This window comes from Thermoplasma volcanium GSS1 (assembly GCF_000011185.1).
Taxonomy (GTDB): domain Archaea; phylum Thermoplasmatota; class Thermoplasmata; order Thermoplasmatales; family Thermoplasmataceae; genus Thermoplasma; species Thermoplasma volcanium.
Genome location: NC_002689.2, coordinates 1,004,094 through 1,023,369 on the forward strand (window position 1 = coordinate 1,004,094; position 19,276 = coordinate 1,023,369).

The 19,276-nt window shown below is 37.8% G+C and carries 18 protein-coding genes and 1 tRNA gene; 12 read left to right on the forward strand and 7 right to left on the reverse strand.

The window, feature by feature from the left end:
* Positions 1–354 precede the first annotated feature (354 nt).
* Together TVG_RS05135 and TVG_RS05140 are read left to right on the forward strand one after the other, a co-directional pair.
* Positions 355–1,485, forward strand: a complete 1,131-nt coding sequence (locus tag TVG_RS05135; RefSeq protein ID WP_241760260.1) for a glycosyltransferase — start codon at positions 355–357, stop codon at positions 1,483–1,485.
* Complete coding sequence (locus TVG_RS05140; protein WP_083755846.1) at positions 1,470–2,285, forward strand: tRNA (adenine-N1)-methyltransferase; 816 nt, start codon at positions 1,470–1,472, stop codon at positions 2,283–2,285. The genes TVG_RS05135 and TVG_RS05140 overlap by 16 nt, the downstream gene beginning before the upstream one ends.
* Before the next feature lie 107 nt (positions 2,286–2,392).
* Here the strand turns inward: TVG_RS05140 and TVG_RS05145 are convergent, their stop codons facing one another.
* Positions 2,393–2,941 (reverse strand): D-sedoheptulose 7-phosphate isomerase, encoded by a 549-nt coding sequence (locus TVG_RS05145; RefSeq protein WP_010917214.1) that lies wholly within the window; start codon positions 2,939–2,941, stop codon positions 2,393–2,395.
* A 136-nt stretch (positions 2,942–3,077) separates the two neighbouring features.
* Between TVG_RS05145 and TVG_RS05150 the strand changes: the two genes are divergently transcribed.
* The 8 genes from TVG_RS05150 (at position 3,078) to TVG_RS05185 (ending at position 12,615) form a co-directional block, all read left to right on the forward strand.
* Complete coding sequence (locus tag TVG_RS05150) at positions 3,078–3,842, forward strand: hypothetical protein (protein WP_156769103.1); 765 nt, start codon at positions 3,078–3,080, stop codon at positions 3,840–3,842.
* Positions 3,832–4,662: an ABC transporter permease gene (locus tag TVG_RS05155; protein WP_010917216.1), complete on the forward strand. Its 831-nt coding sequence runs from the start codon at positions 3,832–3,834 to the stop codon at positions 4,660–4,662. The genes TVG_RS05150 and TVG_RS05155 overlap by 11 nt, the downstream gene beginning before the upstream one ends.
* Entirely contained in the window at positions 4,659–5,546 is an 888-nt protein-coding gene (locus TVG_RS05160) for an ABC transporter ATP-binding protein (RefSeq protein WP_010917217.1), read from the forward strand. The genes TVG_RS05155 and TVG_RS05160 overlap by 4 nt, the downstream gene beginning before the upstream one ends.
* A 199-nt stretch (positions 5,547–5,745) precedes the next feature.
* Positions 5,746–6,657 (forward strand): 2-hydroxyacid dehydrogenase, encoded by a 912-nt coding sequence (locus tag TVG_RS05165; RefSeq protein WP_010917218.1) that lies wholly within the window; start codon positions 5,746–5,748, stop codon positions 6,655–6,657.
* Entirely contained in the window at positions 6,584–7,582 is a 999-nt protein-coding gene (locus tag TVG_RS05170; RefSeq protein ID WP_156769104.1) for a hypothetical protein, read from the forward strand. Before TVG_RS05165 ends, TVG_RS05170 begins: the two co-directional genes overlap by 74 nt.
* A 104-nt stretch (positions 7,583–7,686) precedes the next feature.
* Positions 7,687–8,634 carry a GtrA family protein gene (locus TVG_RS05175; RefSeq protein ID WP_010917220.1) on the forward strand — a complete coding sequence of 316 codons (948 nt, stop codon included), beginning with the start codon at positions 7,687–7,689 and terminating at the stop codon, positions 8,632–8,634.
* Between the two features lie 14 nt (positions 8,635–8,648).
* Positions 8,649–10,718 (forward strand): glycosyltransferase family 87 protein, encoded by a 2,070-nt coding sequence (locus TVG_RS05180; RefSeq protein ID WP_010917221.1) that lies wholly within the window; start codon positions 8,649–8,651, stop codon positions 10,716–10,718.
* Positions 10,702–12,615 carry a glycosyltransferase family 87 protein gene (locus tag TVG_RS05185; RefSeq protein WP_156769105.1) on the forward strand — a complete coding sequence of 638 codons (1,914 nt, stop codon included), beginning with the start codon at positions 10,702–10,704 and terminating at the stop codon, positions 12,613–12,615. The genes TVG_RS05180 and TVG_RS05185 overlap by 17 nt, the downstream gene beginning before the upstream one ends.
* Before the next feature lie 10 nt (positions 12,616–12,625).
* Here the strand turns inward: TVG_RS05185 and TVG_RS05190 are convergent, their stop codons facing one another.
* The gene (locus TVG_RS05190) at positions 12,626–13,822 is read right to left on the reverse strand and encodes a YeeE/YedE family protein (protein WP_010917223.1); all 1,197 of its coding nucleotides are present in this window, start codon (positions 13,820–13,822) and stop codon (positions 12,626–12,628) included.
* 331 nt (positions 13,823–14,153) lie between these two features.
* Here TVG_RS05190 and TVG_RS05195 point away from each other — a divergent pair, with 331 nt between their 5' ends.
* Positions 14,154–15,059, forward strand: a complete 906-nt coding sequence (locus tag TVG_RS05195; RefSeq protein ID WP_010917224.1) for an AbrB/MazE/SpoVT family DNA-binding domain-containing protein — start codon at positions 14,154–14,156, stop codon at positions 15,057–15,059.
* Positions 15,060–15,155: 96 nt separating this feature from the next.
* Positions 15,156–15,905, forward strand: a complete 750-nt coding sequence (locus TVG_RS05200; protein WP_010917225.1) for a sulfite exporter TauE/SafE family protein — start codon at positions 15,156–15,158, stop codon at positions 15,903–15,905.
* Between the two features lie 31 nt (positions 15,906–15,936).
* On the opposite strand, the gene TVG_RS05205 is transcribed toward TVG_RS05200, so the two are convergent.
* The 5 genes from TVG_RS05205 to TVG_RS05225 form a co-directional block, all read right to left on the reverse strand.
* Positions 15,937–16,425, reverse strand: a complete 489-nt coding sequence (locus tag TVG_RS05205; protein ID WP_156769106.1) for a hypothetical protein — start codon at positions 16,423–16,425, stop codon at positions 15,937–15,939.
* A gap of 46 nt (positions 16,426–16,471) precedes the next feature.
* A complete protein-coding gene (locus TVG_RS05210) occupies positions 16,472–17,041 on the reverse strand; it encodes a hypothetical protein (protein ID WP_010917227.1) in 570 nt (189 codons plus the stop codon).
* Between the two features lie 110 nt (positions 17,042–17,151).
* Positions 17,152–17,224, reverse strand: a tRNA-Thr gene (locus TVG_RS05215).
* Between the two features lie 47 nt (positions 17,225–17,271).
* The gene (locus tag TVG_RS05220) at positions 17,272–18,429 is read right to left on the reverse strand and encodes a DUF1015 family protein (protein ID WP_010917228.1); all 1,158 of its coding nucleotides are present in this window, start codon (positions 18,427–18,429) and stop codon (positions 17,272–17,274) included.
* Positions 18,430–19,272, reverse strand: a complete 843-nt coding sequence (locus TVG_RS05225; RefSeq protein WP_010917229.1) for a deoxyribonuclease IV — start codon at positions 19,270–19,272, stop codon at positions 18,430–18,432.
* Between the last annotated feature and the right edge of the window lie 4 nt (positions 19,273–19,276).

Sequence of the window (19,276 nt, forward strand, 5' to 3'; positions counted from 1 at the left end):
AAAGGTATTGACATTGTAGATTTCGTATAGGAAATGAAGTGCTGTATGCCATTCCAGTATTAAGGGATCCAATTATAAGGGATGGTAAGTCCTACATAGGGAGTTTAGAAGTTTAAGTCCTTAAAGATGATGTTTAATAGCCCAGCTTTTAACTATTTAATGCAATGGAATTTTTTGCGGTTATGCTATCGTACACAGGAACGCAAATCATAATAAAATACTATTTATACCCAATTTCGATATAAACGCACGATTAGGATCTTAATATTTCTGTCCATACTTTTCAGTGTCATTTCGACAATTTACTACTTTGCGAATAGCTACTTTTCATTCAGTTATAAAGAAGAAAATAAGATGACAATAAGATATTCTACTAAGGACGTGACGATCGTTGTACCAGTATACAACGAAGAAGTTGGTATATTTGCAGAAACCATGAAATCGCTAAGGAACCAGGGTGCAGTTGTTAAAGTCTTCGGCGACAGCTGTGATGGTGTTTACAAGCAAATAGCAGAGTCCATGGGCTTCGATTTCATAAAGATAGAGGAACACGTAGGAAAGCGCGGCGTTCTCTCTAGATCTATGCAGTACGTTGATACTCCACTGGTAATGTTTGTAGACAGCGATACTGTACTGCCTCAGGGTGCTGTGTTAGACATGCTGAAATATTTCGATGATCATGTAGGCGGAGTTGGGACCAACATAACGATAAACAAGAGTGGGCATCCTGTTTCTTATTCTTCCGAATTTGTAGAAAGAGTAAGGGAGGTTATATTCAAGTCTATATCCAAAAACAGTTCAGTAATGGTACTTGACGGTAGATGCGCCATGTACAGGGCAGATCTAGTGAAGCCTTTGCTTACTTCCAAGGAATTCACTGAAAACATAGTGATGGGCCGAAAAAGCAAGCTTGGTGATGATAGGCAAATTACTTCTTACTTAATAAGGCAGGGGTATAGAACGGTGAAAGATTATAATGTTTACGTCAGAACATACCAATATTCTAGTTTCAAGAAATTTTTTAGACAGCAGGTAAGGTGGGGAAGAGTCGGATGGACCTATTTCTTTAAGGATATATGGAATGGCACTGCAAGGAAAGCAGGGGCCCTTTATACTTTTGATTTGCTTTATATGTATCTGCTCCCTCTCTTCACTACTATTATAGCTATTCTCTCCTTAATTTACATTTTACCCCATATACACTTCTTCTTTGGTGGATCGGGGAAGATTGTGTATGCCGATGCGTACCTACGACTACGATTACACGATCCTTCGTTTATTCCTATTTTTTGGATCATCAGAACGATAGTCGGATTCCTGAATACTGCAGCAATTGTCATCTTTGGCGTCACAATATCAGTTACTATCAAAAAGGAAAGATTTAGAGTTTTTGCTTATGGCGCACTAGGGCTGCTGCTAATGTACATTTCCACTATCTACGCGCTATTCACGTTCTTTAAGCAGGATAAATGGCTTACCCGCTGATCGATCAGGCTTATCGCAATATTTCATTAGCCATCGTAATATGCACCTTCATGATATTGACGTCATCAGATGAGGATTGCACTTTAGAAAATAAAACTGTGAATTGCAAAAACAAGAAGATCTTCATTCCTCCAAATTTCGTTGCTTCACCTGGAGACTTAATAAGCGTAGACGGCCAACCCTTTATTGTAGCCAAATTTATGCCATTCAACTATGGGAGGCTTATCAAAAGGCGTACCCAGATAATATCGCCAGCTGATGCTGCATACATTATTATGAGGACTGGCTTGGGCATAGGAATGAAGGCAATGGAGATAGGAGTGGGTTCAGGCAACCTGAGTGCATATATATTGTGGGCTATAGGAAAGGAGGGGCATCTTACACTCGTTGACAGGGAAATGGAGAGCATTCAATTTTCTCTTAACAATTTATCAAAGTTTTATGATCTGGAGAATGTAGATTATGTGATAGGAGATCCATCATCTCTAAAGGTGAACAACGATTACGATGCCCTGTTTGTCGATATACCAAATCCGTGGAATTATTTAGAAAATCTCAAAATGGTTTTAAAGCCCGGATCTATGGCAGAGTTCTATTTGCCGAACTTTGACCAGGTAGAAAAAACTGTTCTTGGGCTGGAAGAACATGGTTTCGTTCACCTAGAAACTGCTGAAATACAAAGGAGAAGGTTAATCGTAAGAAAGGACGCAACAAGGCCAGCTAGCGATGATCTTACGCATTCAGCATATATGGTCTTCTCTATATTCACAAGTGGATTAAAAGCATCATTGAAGCCGTAAAACCAATGCAAAAGCTAAGAAAATAACAAAGTCTCAAATAAAAATATACAAATGTTTTCTTATTTATCCGGTGAATATAATCTCTTGATAATTAACGAAATATGGGTTCAGTAATAACTATCTATTACTGAGCATATCATGTGTATGGCAGCTATGTGAGCCTCCTGTATTATCGAAGTTACTTCGGAATCTATCATTATCGCTTCTTCGGCAACCTTAGCAATTTTGCCTCCAGATCTTCCCGTCATTGCTAATGTTTTGCATCCTAGCTCTTTTGCCCGCTCTAGTCCTTTTACTACGTTCACCGAATTACCAGAAGTGCTTATCCCAACAACATAATCACCTGGCTTAGCAAAAGCTTCCAATTGCCTTGAGAAAACAACGTCGTAAGAGTAATCATTGGATATAGCCGTTAAAGCTGAAGTATTCACCGTAAGAGCCATAGCCGGCAGCGCCTTCCTTTCTTTACTAAAATGGCCACTTAATTCAGCAACGAAATGCTGTGAATCTGCTGCGGAACCTCCATTTCCGAACACGATCAGCTTGCCCCCAGAATTAAATACATTAACTATATCCCTCCCTATCTTTTCAATATGGTTTAAGTCTATGCTCCTCCTTGCCTTGTTCCCCGCTTCAATGTAATCAGAAAGATCCATGAGCTTATAGTGTATAAGGGCATATTTATCCTTTCGTCCCAAATTCTATCATCATTATTTTTTCTGATATCTCAAACAAATTCCATACATAGGCTGATAGGTAAAAAACTTATATATCGATGCCTAATATATGATTGTGAATTCGTTACTGAAAAAAGCCACCATAATAATAGTAGCTGTAGCGGTAATAGTTCCTGCAGCTTACTTTGCTATACAGCTTAACAATAAATCTTCGGAAAGTTCGGATCCCCTTTACTATGTTCCTTCCTCATCGGAGGCTATTGGATATATTAATGTTAACAATACTCGGGCATATTTCTTCTATTCCAACAATTCGTTGGCACTTGTAATTAACACTGGAAGCATGGGTGGTACTTTGAATTTCACAGGCCATTTAAGCGATAAAAGCTCCAGTAATAAAACTTCGAATTTAAAATTGTATGAAAGTTTCATGGGCAACAATATATACATGATTAGCAATCTTTCATTTTCGATGTATTCATTTACAATAAGGAACGTGACTTTTTACGCTTATGAAAGCAACGGCTTTATAGTTATAGGAAACCTAAGTGCTGTAAAGTACTCTATCGAAGCTTCAATTAAGGGAAACAATGCAATTTCTATGCATTCTTCCTTAAATACGTCAGCAAACATATCATTATATATCCATCCTCTCAATTCTACTGTACTAAAATACGCGTATGCCAACGTTAGCGGCCAAAACTTAACCGCTACTATATCGTTCACCAATTACACCGAAGAATCATATTTCCTGTCTATTATATTAAGTTTCAAATCCATAAAGGTAAGGGAAATAAACAATTTAACTGTGAAAATTAGTGGCACTCTACCAAGCAAAGGAGAAATAGGTAATATCTTGGGGACCCTTCATGCCGAGTAGGTTCAGAGTCGCATACTCTTACTATTTAAAAAATTACTACAGATCGAGAAGCTTTTATTTAATGCTAGTTCTAATTATTATAATAACTAGCATAATGACGTATTTTTCATTTCGCTATCAGCAAAAAATAAATACGTTTCTATCCAAGTTTGGAACAGGCGTACCCTCCGTATCTCTAAAGTCCAGAGCTCTGGATTATATATGGTCATTTGTACTGGCTGACGTTCCGGTGTACGCCGCTGTATTTTTTGGATCTCCTTCCATATCCAGCGAAATTGAAGATCGGACGTCGTTTCATATATTCGCATTGCCTATAGACAGATATACGTTACTCATCTCGAAATACGCAGCTGCTTACACTGTTACTCTTATCATTTCTACTATATACGTAATATTTGAAGCTGCAGTTACAAGCATCGTCTATGGAAAGTTAGAAACTTCTCTCTTCTTGGAATCTTACGGCATATTGCTAATATTTATAGCATCCATATTAGCGTTTACATTTTTCATAAGCAGCGTATACAATAGGAACATATACGCCTACATAACAGTGTTAATAATATATTTCTTAGTATTTAATGCTGTAGATGTTATTACGAGCTTACTCTACAACGTAACTTCGCCGTATCTACTCAACAACGCAGCCACAGTGCTTATGAGGGTATTTATAAACGTGAACCTATTCTCATTTTCCCCAACAATATCCCTTTCGCCGGCACCAACCACAACCGTACTTCTTGCAGTTATCGTGATGATAATATATTTAGTTGGTTCAATTTCAGCTGCTTCAATTATATTTGAGAGGAAAGAGGCAAAATGAACAAGGTATCTGTTGAAAAAATTTCGAAATCATACGGGAAGTTTAGAGCTCTTGATAACGTTAGCTTTGAAGTTGAAGGAAACGGGTGCCTTGTTTTGCTTGGACCCAATGGCGCCGGGAAAACTACGTTGATGAAGACCATGACGAACATTATTAGGCCTACATCAGGAAATGTGAAGATAAACGATATAAATGTAAGAGAGAATCCTAAAAAAGCACTCATGAATGTCGGATCGCTGATCGAACAGCCCGAGTTTTACTCATACATAACTGGTTACGAGGCATTAATGTTTACTTGCATGATGAGAGGCCTTGATAGGAAGACCTGCGAATCGGAAGTTGAAAACCTTGCACGTTTAACAAACTCAAAGGGGTATCTGACTAGGAAGACTAGAGAATATTCAAGAGGTATGAAGCAAAGAGTAGGCTTGGCATCGGCAATGATAGGCGACCCGAACATAATAATATTAGACGAACCGACGTTCGGACTCGATCCTTCAGGAATGAAAGAGGTTAGGGATCTCATAATTAAGCTGAAAAAGGAGAAGTTGATAATACTTAGTACTCATCTTCTTTACGAGGCCCAGCAGCTTGCAGACTGGGTAGCTATCATCAATTCTGGTAAACTGCAATACTACGGAGAGCAGGAAAAAGAGAACTATATAGAGATAACTGGTAATGTAGATGTAAAGAAACTACCAAATAGTATAGATTCCGTTATATATGCTGGGCAAAATCGCATAATAGTCAAGAAAAAAACCGGGGCCAGAAACTCAGAAATAATAGAGAATCTCATAGAATTAGGGAATACGGTCGATACTTTCAACTACTACAGCATTCTGGAAGATTTATATGTTAACCAGGTTGGAATGACCTCAGACTGACGGTAACATATTTAAATCCAAGATAATTTTATGTTGAATCGTGAACATGCATAATCATGCTAACTGTCCAATATTAAATGGATCAGATCACACACTATTTCAAGATTTCACCTGAAGTACTGATACATTAAAAAATCAACAAAAAATTGACAACATCGATTACACAAAACTTATCAGTCAAATATTGTTATTGTGACATATGCATGTTTATGTTAATTTTCCAGTAGAAGATAAATTCAAGAAGATAGGTGAAAGTATTCTTGACAACTATGACGTTCATTGGTATCCTGATTATTATGATGCAGATGCGATACTCATAAAAAACACTTACGTTATAGGCAAAAACACAAAGATGATACAGACGTTGAGTGCTGGCGTCGACCATATAGATGTTCAAGGCATTCCTGAAAATGTTGTTTTATGCTCGAATGCTGGTGCTTACTCAATTTCCGTTGCGGAGCATGCCTTCGCACTTCTCTTGGCCAGAGCCAAGAATGTGATAGAGAACGACATGAACATGAAGAATGGGAAGTTTATACAATCACCGACAAAGCTTCTTTATTCTAAAACCTTAGGGATCCTGGGCTATGGAGGCATAGGAAGAAGAGTAGCCGAGCTTGGAAAGGCGTTCGGTATGGACATTGCAGTATTCACAAGAACTCTGGTTAAGGAGGGTGGCGTTAGATTTTACAAAGAACCTGGACCAGTACTTGAAAATTCTGATGTAGTTGTCATATCTCTACCACTTACCGATAATACAAGGGGAATGATAAATTCCTCAAAACTAGAAATGATGAAGAAAGACGCAATGCTCATTAACGTGGCTAGGGCAGACATAGTTGTCAAAGAAGATATTCTTAAACATCTAATTTCGAACCCTGACTTTACCTATATTTCTGATGTTTGGTGGAATGAACCAAACATAACCGAAACAAACATCAAAAATACGATCCTATCACCGCATATAGCAGGAGGCATGTCAGGCGAAATAATGGAACTAGCCTACGAGCAGGCATTTCGAAATATCAAGGCGTTCTTTGAGGGGAAGCCAAATAATATCGTTCGCAAGGAGGAATACAAAAAGAGGAACGAGAGGTTTGTGGGAATATAGGGACATGATGAAAAGAATGGTTTATCCTGTCAGGATAGATACGATAAGATACGACAGGAAGTTTTCCTTCGTAGTATTTGTAGAGGATATACAGTCCTCGCATCAGATAATAGATAATATTATGGACATAGGGGATGAAATAGGGTATCCTTATGAAGTAATAGTGTCTGCCAAAGATCAGGTAACGGATGATTATTATTCAGACGAAATAAAAGTTGTTGGCACTGGCCTTAATAGAAGATCGGATGGCATACAGAGATCCCTTAAAAGCAGCACTGGTAACTACTTCGTAATATTCGATCCAAATATAAGGTATAGTTTGTCCTATGCGGATCTTTTATACGGATATGCAGAAACAGGCTCTAGCGAGGTTCTTGTTAGTGAAATTTTGGGTTTTCAGACGGATGTATTGAGGTCAGTAGGTGGCTGGAGAGACCTATCCTATGGGGAAGATATAGATCTTCTTGTTAGAGTAATAGATAATTATGGAGTAATTACCTATCCATTTTATGGCCTCAAACAAATAGACCTAACCGAATTGATAAAGAGCACCGATTCAATAAGATCGGGGAAAATAAAAAAGCTGCGCGATCTGATTATTTCATGCAATTTTAAATACCAAGACATAAAGACAATTGCTAAAATTCTCGACAAATCTTCTAGAATCTCGAGGCTTCTCTATTTATCAAAGATACTCTCAAATTTTGCGAGAATAAGGCCCTATGAAAGACCAAAGAATAATTATCTAACGATCATGGAACGCATTATGGAGTCTATTCTGGCCAAAGAATTTTTAAAAATTACAACTGTTGATTTTAAACCAAGCCTGGCTATCTCCACCAAAACGGCAGAATACTTAGCAGGAGAGAGCCCACTCTGGCGTATAACGGAAGAAAATGGAAATTTCGTAAGAGAGAAAATATAGACATATTCGTTAAATGCCGTAGTTATTGTCCGACCTATATTGAGTGAAAGACAATTACTATGAAGAAAGATTTATGAGATCAGATTACGATAGCCTTCTTCGTCATGCTCAATAACACTCAAAAGGCAATATCCGAGTATTATTATGATCCATTATCAATTTTGTCAGACAAAACTCTGATCGTGATTACTAACGATGAAGACATACCTAAGAACGTTCCTCCATTTGGTGAAATTAAGGTTTTTAATAGATCGGCCATAGAAAAAGATAAGCAGAAGTTTAAATCGACACTTAGCGAAAGCACATATTATATGATTGTTGATGGCGGTTACGGTTCAAATGCTATAGAGAATGATGTATCGTTGCTTGATAGGTATGACATAATAGTGGAAAGAAGAAAATTACGTTGGCTTTTAAAAATATTCAAGAAAGTTTTGGATGAAGATGAGAGATTAGCTGAAACCTCACTCGACGTAATACTAACAAATTCGAAAGTAATGGAATACATAATAAACAGAGGTTATAAGATATCGAGGGAAACGATCCTGAAAGTTATTTCCAGTAATAGGTTCAACGTTAAGTACGTAGATACGAACATCTTGCAAAATGTATCAAGTTTTTTTTATGTGACACTATTCGAGATATCCCATAGTTCACTGTTGAGATACCTTGCAGTTGGGACTTCTGGCATAGTGGTAAATGAGATGCTACTTAAATTGCTTTCATACCATATCCCACTTACATTTGCAGATGCGTTGGCTATAGAGACTAGCATATCCACAAACTTTTTACTGAACGAATACTGGACTTTCAGAGGTAGGAAGGTCTCGAAATCTGTAAAAAATATATTTAAGAGAATGGGCCTGCATAACTTTACTTCCCTTCTAGGGCTTGGAATTAACCTTGGGATATTCACTTTGCTCGTTTATGGAGGAACAGAGATACTTATTGCCAACATGATCGGCATAACTGCAGCATTTTTATCTCGGTATCTTATGTCATCTAGAATAATATGGAAAAATAAAAATGAAAAAGATATAATATCGCCTTGATTATCTTGATTGGAATGAATCGGTTTCGGTCATGGGACGTTGCACTCTCAATCACCCTTATAATTTATGCCTCGGTAGCATGGCTATCGGTAGGCTACGACGACTTGGCAGCCCTGATACTAGTTTGGATTGAGCTCTTTACTGCGGCGTTCCTGCTTATACAGTCCGTAACTTCTATATCTGTCAGAACTAGGGGCGCGCTCATATACTTCTCGATCTTAACTTCGCTTCTTCTCCTGGTTACCATTTCAGTTAAATACGTATCTTCATCTCAGTTGGAGGATGAAATACTGATACAGACGAACGCCGCATACCTGTTCTTGCACGGCCAAGATCCTTATGTAAAGGCGAATATGCTCAAACTTTTCAGCGTATCCACTGTTCCAATTTTCAACACACCTGCCCTCACTGGAGGGTATGTTTATTATCTGATCTATCCTGGCCTCTCTGTTCTTCTTTTCTTGCCTTCTGTTTATTTTCATTTTTATCCCGCATACGTAATAATAACGTTTAATTTTCTTTCAATTATACTGCTAATAGAGTATTATAGAAGACAAAAAATGCAATTGCAGGTTCCATTGATAATAACAATCGTAATGGTGTCTGCATTTTACCTAGGCTTCACAGTTGCAGGGGTATCATCCATTATATGGGTCTTCTTCCTAGCCGCTGCATACGTTTCAAGAAAGAATCCTTATATATCCGGCGCACTATTTGGACTTTCTGCAGCTTATAAGCAGGATCCCATTATTGTTCTACCCTTCTTCATCTATTTCCTCTATAAAGAATATGGAACTTTGCACGCAGGAAAATTTGTAGGGTTAGCGTCTGCCTCCTTTTTGCTGGTTAACCTTCCCTTTATTATTATGGGCCCGTATGCCTGGTTTACCTCTGTATTAGGTGTAGCCACGCAGAAAGTAATAGGCGTTGGTTTTGGGCCGTCTATTCTGTCCTTTGCAGGCTACATCAACATATCGCCGCTATATTTTATCGCCCTCTTAATAGCAGCCGAACTTGTACTATTCTATTTCTACGCAAAATACTATAACGCACTCAAATGGTCATTCTTTGCCTTTCCAGCTCTCGTAATGCTTCTCAACTACAGAGTCCTTATCAGCTATTTAATATATTGGCCATTTCTCATAATGCTGGTGTTGCCTGATGTAAACATACTGGAGAACACGATTAAGCCGCTAAGGATAAAAAGAAAGGTCTTCATAGCCATATCTATTATAATTGTGCTGATAACAGCAGGGTTTATGGTTCCCGTACAAGCGAACCATAGCACAATGAAGATCAACGGTATACCCGAATATGGCGACAACCTATCTGTTCCTGGTTATTTAGACTATATGCTTGTTTCAATCAACTACGAACCAGGAAACGGCGATAATAGCACCACGCCTGTGTACTTTAGAATATTCCCTGATGTCGGAATGCAGAATTACAATATCAACGGGCTCCTCTGGCATACCCCTGTAAAGCTAAGGCCTGGCCATAACATTGTACCTATATACCCAGACAATTACTACGATTTACTGCCCTCAAACGTTTCCTTTAATATAGAAGCATACTATGGAAAAGTTAGCACATTTTTCCACTCAAGTGGGATATATGCAAGCCCAAAATATCCAATAGATAATCCAATGCTGCTTTATCCTTCTTACGATAAAGCAAGTCCTTTTCCCGGATGGACGCTTTACGGGAAAAATTACAGTTTCAATTATACCAGTAGCGGATTTTTAATTAGGTCCGAAGGATGGGTCTATATCGAATCACCTGTTGATATTTTAAACCCAAATATATCGAACTTTACTCTTAGTTATCGGATCAGTGGTTACGGCGTATATGGTTATTCCATAGATTTTAGTGGCTTTAATTACACAGTCAGCTCAACCAAATTTGAATATAATAGCAATACAACATTCTTCACCATAAGCAACAATATTTCACTGGTTAATTTTACTGAAGCCCGTGACGTTGCATATGAGTACAAATGGCCGATGTATAGTACTACCTTTGTGTTCTTCTGTGGTCCCAATTCCTACATTTCAGTTGGTGATGGAAATGCAACGTATAGATAAAAACGATGAATGGGAGGTACTTACTAGATTTGAATACATAGGCTTCTCCATAGTTTTGTTTATGATCTCATACTACATCTGGACATCAGAGGGCTATTTATCGATGTTTTTTGACCTTGCAGAGTGGTTCATGATTTTCGGATCTTCTGCCGTGATAATATTTTCACTGCTACCTATTGATCCGACCTTAGGAAAAGTGAAAGCGACACTTCTTGCTGCGCTTGATATATCTTTTATCATAGTACTTGCATTAAGATTCGGTATATTAAATGGTATTCTTGTTCCAGTATACATATTTTTTACGTTTCTTGCTATCTTTGTAGTTAAGAAAGCCTTCGACATTAAAAAAGTAAACATGAAGCGCTTTTCTTATATATTTGCGATATCCGTACAGGTGTTGCTTATATTTGTAGCAATATTTATGCAGGGTACTTTGATTGAGATCGCCCTTGCGATCATCTTGTTGTTCCTTTCTATGATTTCGTACTTCCGTTTTAAGTATCTTATATATTTTTCTTTTATTGGCACGATAATACTATTTGCGTTAGCTATTCTCCCATATTATCCGTTTCTTGGTACTGATGAACTTACTTTAGATCTCTATGCATCTCACCTTTTGATCCTAGGATTTGATCCATACAAAGAAGTGTTCATGTCTAATGCATTTTCCTATTTTCATTTTCCTCTCTATTATACAACTCCATACACAACAGGAGGATACGTTGAGAACTTTTCATATCCTGTTCTAATAGCCATTTTATTGGTGCCAGCTGAAATATTTAAATTTAACCCGAATCTTGAAATCCTCGCTTTCACTATCGGGTTAATATCTGTTATCGTTGCCTACTTTATCAAAAAAGGCATGTATTACTCTGCACTTATATCAGCAGTACTAACGATTGTAGACATAAATGTAATTAATTTTGCCGATGGTTCCGTTCCGGATGCGATATGGGCCTTCTTCCTCGCTCTCTCCCTGATATCGATGCCACGAACGAAGATTTCATCCCTATTTTACGGCCTCTCCATTTCCACAAAGCAGATCCCCTTAATAATACTCCCATTTTTGCTGTTCTATATCTATAAAGAATATGGATTCAAGAAGATGCTTCTGTTTACTGGAATATTTATTGGCGTGTTCACCATAATCAATGGTTACTTTATAATTTTATCACCTACTGCCTATGTATCATCGATCCTTTCACCTATTTCAGGTAATTTAATAGGTGTAGGGCAGGGTATAAGCATGATAAGTTTTGCCGGTTTTTATGCTTTGAAACCACTATACTTTGCCTTAATGGAGATATATTCCTTCGTATTCCTTTTCGTTATTTATATCCGCTATTACGAGAACATCAAATTTGCTTATCTAATATTCCCTGTTATAGTTCTGTTTTTCAATTATAGGTTTCTCTTTAACTATATAATCTTTTGGCCGATACTGTCAATGATAGTAATACCGCTTGTACTGGCAAAGAGAAAAGTAAAGACAATAAGAGTTGACCGAAGGAAAGCCGCCGCTCTAACCTTAATATTTTTTTTGGTTCCTGCTGTATCGGCATTACCAATGCACCAGTCAGAACAGTTCAAGATAACATCAGTTTCAAATTTTATATTTAACGGGGAAAACGTAACAGAAATGAACGTTAATATAACATTTTCTGGTGGAGAAATACCAGGAATGCGTTTCAGATTCTTTCCCTATGGTGATCTAGGAAACCTTAACGGATACCTTTGGAAATCGGTTCAAACGATTGAAGGGAATACCTGGATAAACTTTACGATTATGCCACTATACAGCAATTCGGTGCTTTCTAACAGTTATTCCTATCGCCTCGATGCCTATTACGGCAACGCAAACGCTTTCTTTTCAATAAATTTTGAAAATAATCTATGATAATATACTTTTAATTATCCATTGGATTGTTCTTAGATAGCGTTGTTAAAGTCTTATCGCTGAAATAGGAGTAAATAAGCCACGCGACTGGAAATAAATCAATTATAAATGCACCTGTAACTCCGTATTTATAAAGTGAAAATTCCCAGTATCTTGTCGGTTCAAAAACAACTGGAACAAATGAATGCCACCAAGAATAGGTTAATGCATATAGCGGTGCACCAATGAAAGTTAAGCCAATAAAAGTGAGAATAGCCTGTACATTGCCTGATCCCATCCTCCATTCCATACTGTAAGTGCAATTGTAAGCTAGGCCCATTCCGAGACCAAATATGTAACCGCCTATGATCTGGTATAGTATGCTTTCGCTCTGGTCAAAGAAGAAATTGACCTTAACATGAAAATCAATAATAGCCATCTGAGAAAGAATACTGTAAACAAGTAGCGAAATAGCTAGTATTCGCGCCATCGTTTTGCCAGTGTTCTTGCTAATTGTTTCCCTAAACGATGTTTGAAAACACATAGCTCCGCTATATCCAATTGCACCAAGAATAAGGCCAAATACGTACCAGAGTCGTACCATCGTATATGAAAAGAACACAATTATGAGTATCGATGCTCCAACTGTTAAACCTAATATCGAATACTGTATCCGCTCTGAAGGTAATATAAAGATGCTTTTGACTTTCGCAAGTTTTCTAATACGATGTGGTAAAACCCTAGATAGTGCAATTATCGTCCCGATACCTGAAACCATGGCTAGGAAGAAAAATATTGCCCATGCGCTTCCTGTCGCGAAGCCGGAATAAAAATCCCCGATGTTGCATCCTCCAGCCATTCTCGTTCCATAGCCTATTAGTATTCCTCCAGCCACAGCTTCTAGGGCAAGATACCTGTTCGGTACCTGCCTTACCGAAAATTCCTTCTTAGACGAGGAAACTATAAGGGGACCTAATATTATTCCAAAGACTAAAAACCATGTAAACGCCTCTGAAAACGGTGGTATTGGGTATACTCGATAATACGCTAAATTATGTATTTTCAAGCCAAAAAGACTCCAAAAGACACCGCCCATCTGACTCTCTGCACCTGTTACACCCCACCACAAACCTACACCTGTGATACTATAAGAAAGTAAAGCTAGCCCAAAGCTAGCTACTGCGAGAAGGATTCCATAAATATATCCAGAAATATAGATTCGCTTCATAAAGGTCTGATTTTAATTCCGTATATCGACATGTCCATAGGTGCAAAATATGCATCAATATTAAAATTTAAATACGAGTTAGTTAAATTTGATGTCGAGATTCTAAATGTAAGAAATAAATCCATGAACATGAATTGACAAGCAATATCTATGTTGAAATTTAATATTTACAACTATATGAATCTAAACCGTCCTCTAATAACGCCTTTATTAAACATATATAGTTATATTAAAACTATCGATTTATTTATCTTGTGAAACTAATATGGCATTGCGAGTTTCGATCAATGTTAGTAAAATGTTTATATAAATTATAAATCTCGTACTTGAAATGTCAACCAATTTAAGAAGAATACAAAAGATAAAAGGAGGAAGCTATATAGTTTCACTCCCGTCTGACTGGGTCAGAGAAAACGGGCTAGATGTCTCAAGGGAAGTTGAAGTTTTCGAGTCTTCTGGAATTATAAAAATAAGGCCAAAGAAAGACTTCAACTTCGAAAGGATTATAGATTTTACAGATGAGGAAACTGCAGAATATCTCACTTCAGTATACTACATGCAGGGAATGACTAAAATAACTATACAGTCAAAGGATGTTATATCGAGAGATGTCAAAGACAAGATTAAAATGCTGCAACTTGAGCTACCAGGCCTTAACCTGAAAGAAGAGAGCTTCAATTCAATAACCTTTGAGGTAGACGAGGAGATACTAAAGGTGCAGGATTCATTCTTTGACTTTTCAAACAAAGCCCTCTCGATTCTCAAAGACGTGACCAAAATCATAGAGACGCCGAGGGAAGACATGAAGCAGGATCTTACCTCGAGGTGCCTTGCGCTAAATTCTGATTATTTCAAGCTGATAAGAAGCATAGCATTGACAGTACAGAGAGATGACAAATATAAGCTGGATGTACCAGTCAAGGATATAATACTGTATGCTGTAGCTTCAAGGGATCTAGGGCGTTTCATTACCCATACTAGACTCCTTATAGGCAACATAAAGCAGGAAGACATGAAAATGAGAGATCAGGTTCTTCTTTTAATAAATACCATGGAGAACATAATAACAATGTTCAAGACAGAAGATATAAACATGGCCTCCAGGATCAGGAAGAACGCCCATGAAATACTAGAGAGCGTAAAATCAACGTCAGAAGCCAACAAGGAATTAGAGAGAATGACTGGGTATGCCCTAGCCTTAATGGATGATGCTGTGCACAAGGCAGTTCACCTGTAGAGCGTCTTCATTTATTAATTTATTTACTTTTTTTCCATTACTCTGTTCAATAAATAATATTTAAGCATAAAGTAGTAGTAGTGAATACCAACCCCAATGGATATTTTAGAATTTATTCTCCTTGGGATACTAGTTGGTGCCCTAACAGGAATAACAGGTTCCAGCGGCGTGGTAGCTGTTGTACCTGCACTCTCCATCATAAACCGTTACGATGTGGCAACAGCCATTGGAACTAGCTTATTTATTGATATAGTAACATCGTCAATAGTTTTTATTGTATACCTCAAAAATAAAAATGTGAATACATCCATAATGCTCCCATTCGCCATTGGATCCATAATTGGCTCACAGGCCGGCGTTAGGATAGCTGTTAGTATCCCTTCCTTTATCCTCAAAGATGTATTTGGTTCCTTTCTTCTCTTAATGGGAGTCTATTCCGTATTAAGAAGGAAAAAGAATGTGACATCCAAGAATAGTATTCTGGGCGGAAAGTGTAAGTTCCTGCTTGCTTTTTCTATAAGCATAATAATTTCGCTCGCAACGGGCTTAATGGGTGCAAGTGGAGGCATAATGTATCTTATCGCCATGCTGTTCATTTTTAAGGAAGATGTTAGGGTAGCAGTCGGCACCGCAACGGCCCTTATGATAATATCCGCTAGTAGCGGTGCAACAGGTTATTTTTTCTACGGCAGAATTGATCTTATCGCAGGCATAGTAATAGGAGTAACATCCCTCATATCAGGCTATTTCTTTGCGAAGCTAGGTAACAAGATCAAAAGGGAAACTGTAAATAAGGTGCTAATAGTTATGTTCTTTACAATAGGAATTATACAAATAGCGTACTAATAAAACATTGCACTTCTTAACTTTTATAAAATCAATTTATAACTACCGTATAATAATAGGATATGTCTATGCCATCAAATATATAATTGAAGGAGAGAGTTGTTTTGGAATATTTCATGTTCGTCACAACAAACTCAAAAGAACTCCCAGATACAATATGTATAGGCTTGCCTGGACTGTATTCGTATGCATAGTTAGATCCTGGCGTGTAGTTTACAATAATAAAATTGCTAGGGAAACTACCGTTTATATAGAGCGTGACGCCATCGATCGTTGTGTTTATCTGAACCTGCGGCATATAATATCTATCAAAAATAGTTATTGCAGAAATAATTGAATAGTTAACATAAATGGTTGAATTGCTTTGGATGGTACCGTTGTTAAATGGGACGTATAGACCTCCCAACTCTTCAGATATATTGTAATAAGTAGAATTCGTAATTAAAGTGTTTGGCTTTAAATCAATTGAATTAATTGTTTGACTATACAATGAAACAGGGCTAGCTACAACTGCGGACATAGACATTGCTAGAAAAATGATTATAATTGATAGTATTACATTAATTTTATTCATAATAGTAGTTTATTGCTATGCTAGAGCTTCCCGTTGAACCAGATGCAAAAGATGAGGCATCGATGACAAATGATATGTAGTAAGTATGACCGGAGACCAAATTAATAGGAGATCCAAATGAATATGCAGTCATTGGACCAGTTGAATTTGTTACTGTTAATGATGGTGAATTTGCGGAACCCTTGAGATATGCCTCGCTGTTGTTGCTTATGTAGATGGAGATCCCACTTGGCAGAGATCCGTTGAGATACATTACTCCAGAAACATCGTTATCATTAACTTCGAGGACATTAAGCAGATAGTCTGTACCTGAACCGTAGGTGTAGTTTACCATTATGGTAGATCCTGAAGTTATATTTTTGGGGTTTCCAGATGAAACTGGCGCATATATGTACTTATATGCGTTTGCAGAAACGTAATTTGGGCCATCTGTCAAGTACACGCCCGGAGCATGACCTGACGTAGTTACTGTGTAAGTGTTGCTGATTATTACTGAAGCGGTCGCTACTGAGGGCAATAATACTGCAATTGCCAATAAAGGAAGAAATTTCTTAATTTTCATCAAGGATAAATAATCAAAGTATATTTAAATTTATCTTCGTACATTATATTAAGCGGATTAATTATCGTAAATCCAACAATTTTCAGCTCTAAATAAATTCTATGAGAATAAGCCACTGGAGGGCATCGATCCCCCGACCTGCTGATTACGAATCAGCTGCTCTACCAACTGAGCTACAGTGGCATTTTCTGCGCGTTATGAATAACAATAATAATAAAAAACATTTGCATTCAGCTCAATCTCAGCTCAAGAGCTGTATCTATTGCAAGGCCGGAAGGTATCTTGGGATAAAAATAGGTAGACTTCTGCGGCAATTTTCTTCCAGAGAGCAATGTTTCTATAAGTTTCATTTTATCCCATCTGGGAAGAATTATGCCGAACGAATATGAACCGCTGTTTACAAGGCTCATCAGCTCATATATATCATGTGTATAGATGACCTCATTCTCAATGTCCGTGTAGTTCATAGAGGCTGACTTGCTGAGTATGAAGTCGTTCGAAGCGTCAATTAAATTATCGTAGACGGGAATCCTGATCTTCAAAGAGTACAGACGGCCGTTGAATAGATTAATGTTTGTTTCGTCTAGCCTTTCTACTTGATTTATCTCAAAGTATTTTGAGAGCACATTCATATCCAAGCGAAATTTATTTGATACCACCCGATTGACGCCACCAACTAAAACACCAGGATCATGGATAGATGTTATGTAGGCCATAGCGTAACTCCAAAACTCCCTCTCCCCTCCTGACTTGCGTGCTGCAATATTCTTTGTGGCCTGGAGCCTGTGATGCCCGTCCGCCACTATTGATTTGTCCTCTGCAAGAAGACTTATGATTTTATTTATCTTCCTTTTGTCGTTGATGTAATAAACGAAGTTTTCCACGTTTTCAGGGCCGAAATATGTGTTATCTTCCTTCAAGCCATCGGTTATTGCCTTTAGATAACCAGGGAGATCATTCTTTAGTGTAACTAAAAATATTGGCTCAAGCTGGCTACTTATTCCGTCCATGAGTGTTTCTCTTTCCTTAACATACATATCGAAGGTCCTTTCGTGCGGTATTACATCACCGCTCTCAGGGAATACTTTTACCTTTGCTATGAGGCCATAGCGGTTAATGCACTCATCCCCAACATAAAAACGTTGGCGGAGTACTATAAAGACATCCTCTTTCATAGGGATAAGTACTCCATTTTCAAGCCAAGACTGGAGAAGCATCTTTGCATGCGGTATGCCGTCCCTCCCCTTCGGTAGCGTCAAGTAAGTTATGTTGTATTTATTTCTTTTAAGTTCTACTTCTTCCTTTGGTGTTATTGCGTCAAAAGGAGGAGCTATCATGCCGTCGATTTCTTTTCTATATATGAGAGGTCTGAATGGCTTTACTTCCAATTATTCACCCAATTTTTTCCGTATATATTTGAGGTTTTCTTCAAACTTTGCTTCCCCGTAAGGTGTTTCCATTATTTTTGGCTTTCCGAAAAGACGGACATCGGATATTAATTTAATAAGCCCCTCTCCAATCTTTCCCCTGCCGATAAGTTCATGCCTGTCTATATTGCTTCCAAGATCCTTCATAGCATCATTAAGATGAAAAGCATAGATTCTGTCAAGGCCTATAGCACTGTCTAGCTCATCAATGAATTCATCGTATTTGTTAGTTATATCGTATCCTGCAGCCCATGCATGGCAAGTATCGATGCACACACCAACGCTAGAATCAAATCCATCAATTATTTGACCGATTTCGTAAATAGTGCTGCCTATTACGTTTCCCTGCCCTGCTGTGTTCTCGACAAGCAATTTTACCTTATGTGTTTCAACCTTCTCAATGGCTTCCTTGATTTTTCTTATCCCTTCATCTTTGTTACCGTTGGATCCAGGATGAAACGTGAGAAATGTTGCATCGATTCTTTCTGCTCTTTGTATCTCCTCAACAAATGCATTAAATGACTTTTGATGAAGTTCATTGGAACTGGAAGCCAGGTTTATGAGATACGATGCGTGAACCATAGTCGAAGAAATCGAATGTGATGACACTTCAGAAATAAAACGCAAAGCTTCTTCTTCACTTATTGGGGTAGAATTCCATCTCATCTGGTTCTTGGAAAAAAACTGAAAAGTTCTGAAGCCAAAGATAGATGCCCTCTCTGGCGCCAGATGTAGCCCTCCTGAAACAGATATATGACCTCCGATGTAGTATTTCGAGGCGATACTCTTAAGATCGTCGTCCATAAAT

Coding starts and splice junctions, on each gene's coding strand:
- TVG_RS05135 (WP_241760260.1), top strand. CDS start 355: ATGACAATAAGATATTCTACTAAGGACGTGACGATCGTTGTACCAGTA.
- TVG_RS05140 (WP_083755846.1), top strand. CDS start 1,470: ATGGCTTACCCGCTGATCGATCAGGCTTATCGCAATATTTCATTAGCC.
- TVG_RS05145 (WP_010917214.1), bottom strand. CDS start 2,941: ATGGATCTTTCTGATTACATTGAAGCGGGGAACAAGGCAAGGAGGAGC.
- TVG_RS05155 (WP_010917216.1), top strand. CDS start 3,832: ATGCCGAGTAGGTTCAGAGTCGCATACTCTTACTATTTAAAAAATTAC.
- TVG_RS05160 (WP_010917217.1), top strand. CDS start 4,659: ATGAACAAGGTATCTGTTGAAAAAATTTCGAAATCATACGGGAAGTTT.
- TVG_RS05165 (WP_010917218.1), top strand. CDS start 5,746: ATGCATGTTTATGTTAATTTTCCAGTAGAAGATAAATTCAAGAAGATA.
- TVG_RS05175 (WP_010917220.1), top strand. CDS start 7,687: ATGCTCAATAACACTCAAAAGGCAATATCCGAGTATTATTATGATCCA.
- TVG_RS05180 (WP_010917221.1), top strand. CDS start 8,649: ATGAATCGGTTTCGGTCATGGGACGTTGCACTCTCAATCACCCTTATA.
- TVG_RS05185 (WP_156769105.1), top strand. CDS start 10,702: ATGCAACGTATAGATAAAAACGATGAATGGGAGGTACTTACTAGATTT.
- TVG_RS05190 (WP_010917223.1), bottom strand. CDS start 13,822: ATGAAGCGAATCTATATTTCTGGATATATTTATGGAATCCTTCTCGCA.
- TVG_RS05195 (WP_010917224.1), top strand. CDS start 14,154: ATGTCAACCAATTTAAGAAGAATACAAAAGATAAAAGGAGGAAGCTAT.
- TVG_RS05200 (WP_010917225.1), top strand. CDS start 15,156: ATGGATATTTTAGAATTTATTCTCCTTGGGATACTAGTTGGTGCCCTA.
- TVG_RS05205 (WP_156769106.1), bottom strand. CDS start 16,425: ATGTCCGCAGTTGTAGCTAGCCCTGTTTCATTGTATAGTCAAACAATT.
- TVG_RS05210 (WP_010917227.1), bottom strand. CDS start 17,041: ATGAAAATTAAGAAATTTCTTCCTTTATTGGCAATTGCAGTATTATTG.
- TVG_RS05225 (WP_010917229.1), bottom strand. CDS start 19,272: ATGGACGACGATCTTAAGAGTATCGCCTCGAAATACTACATCGGAGGT.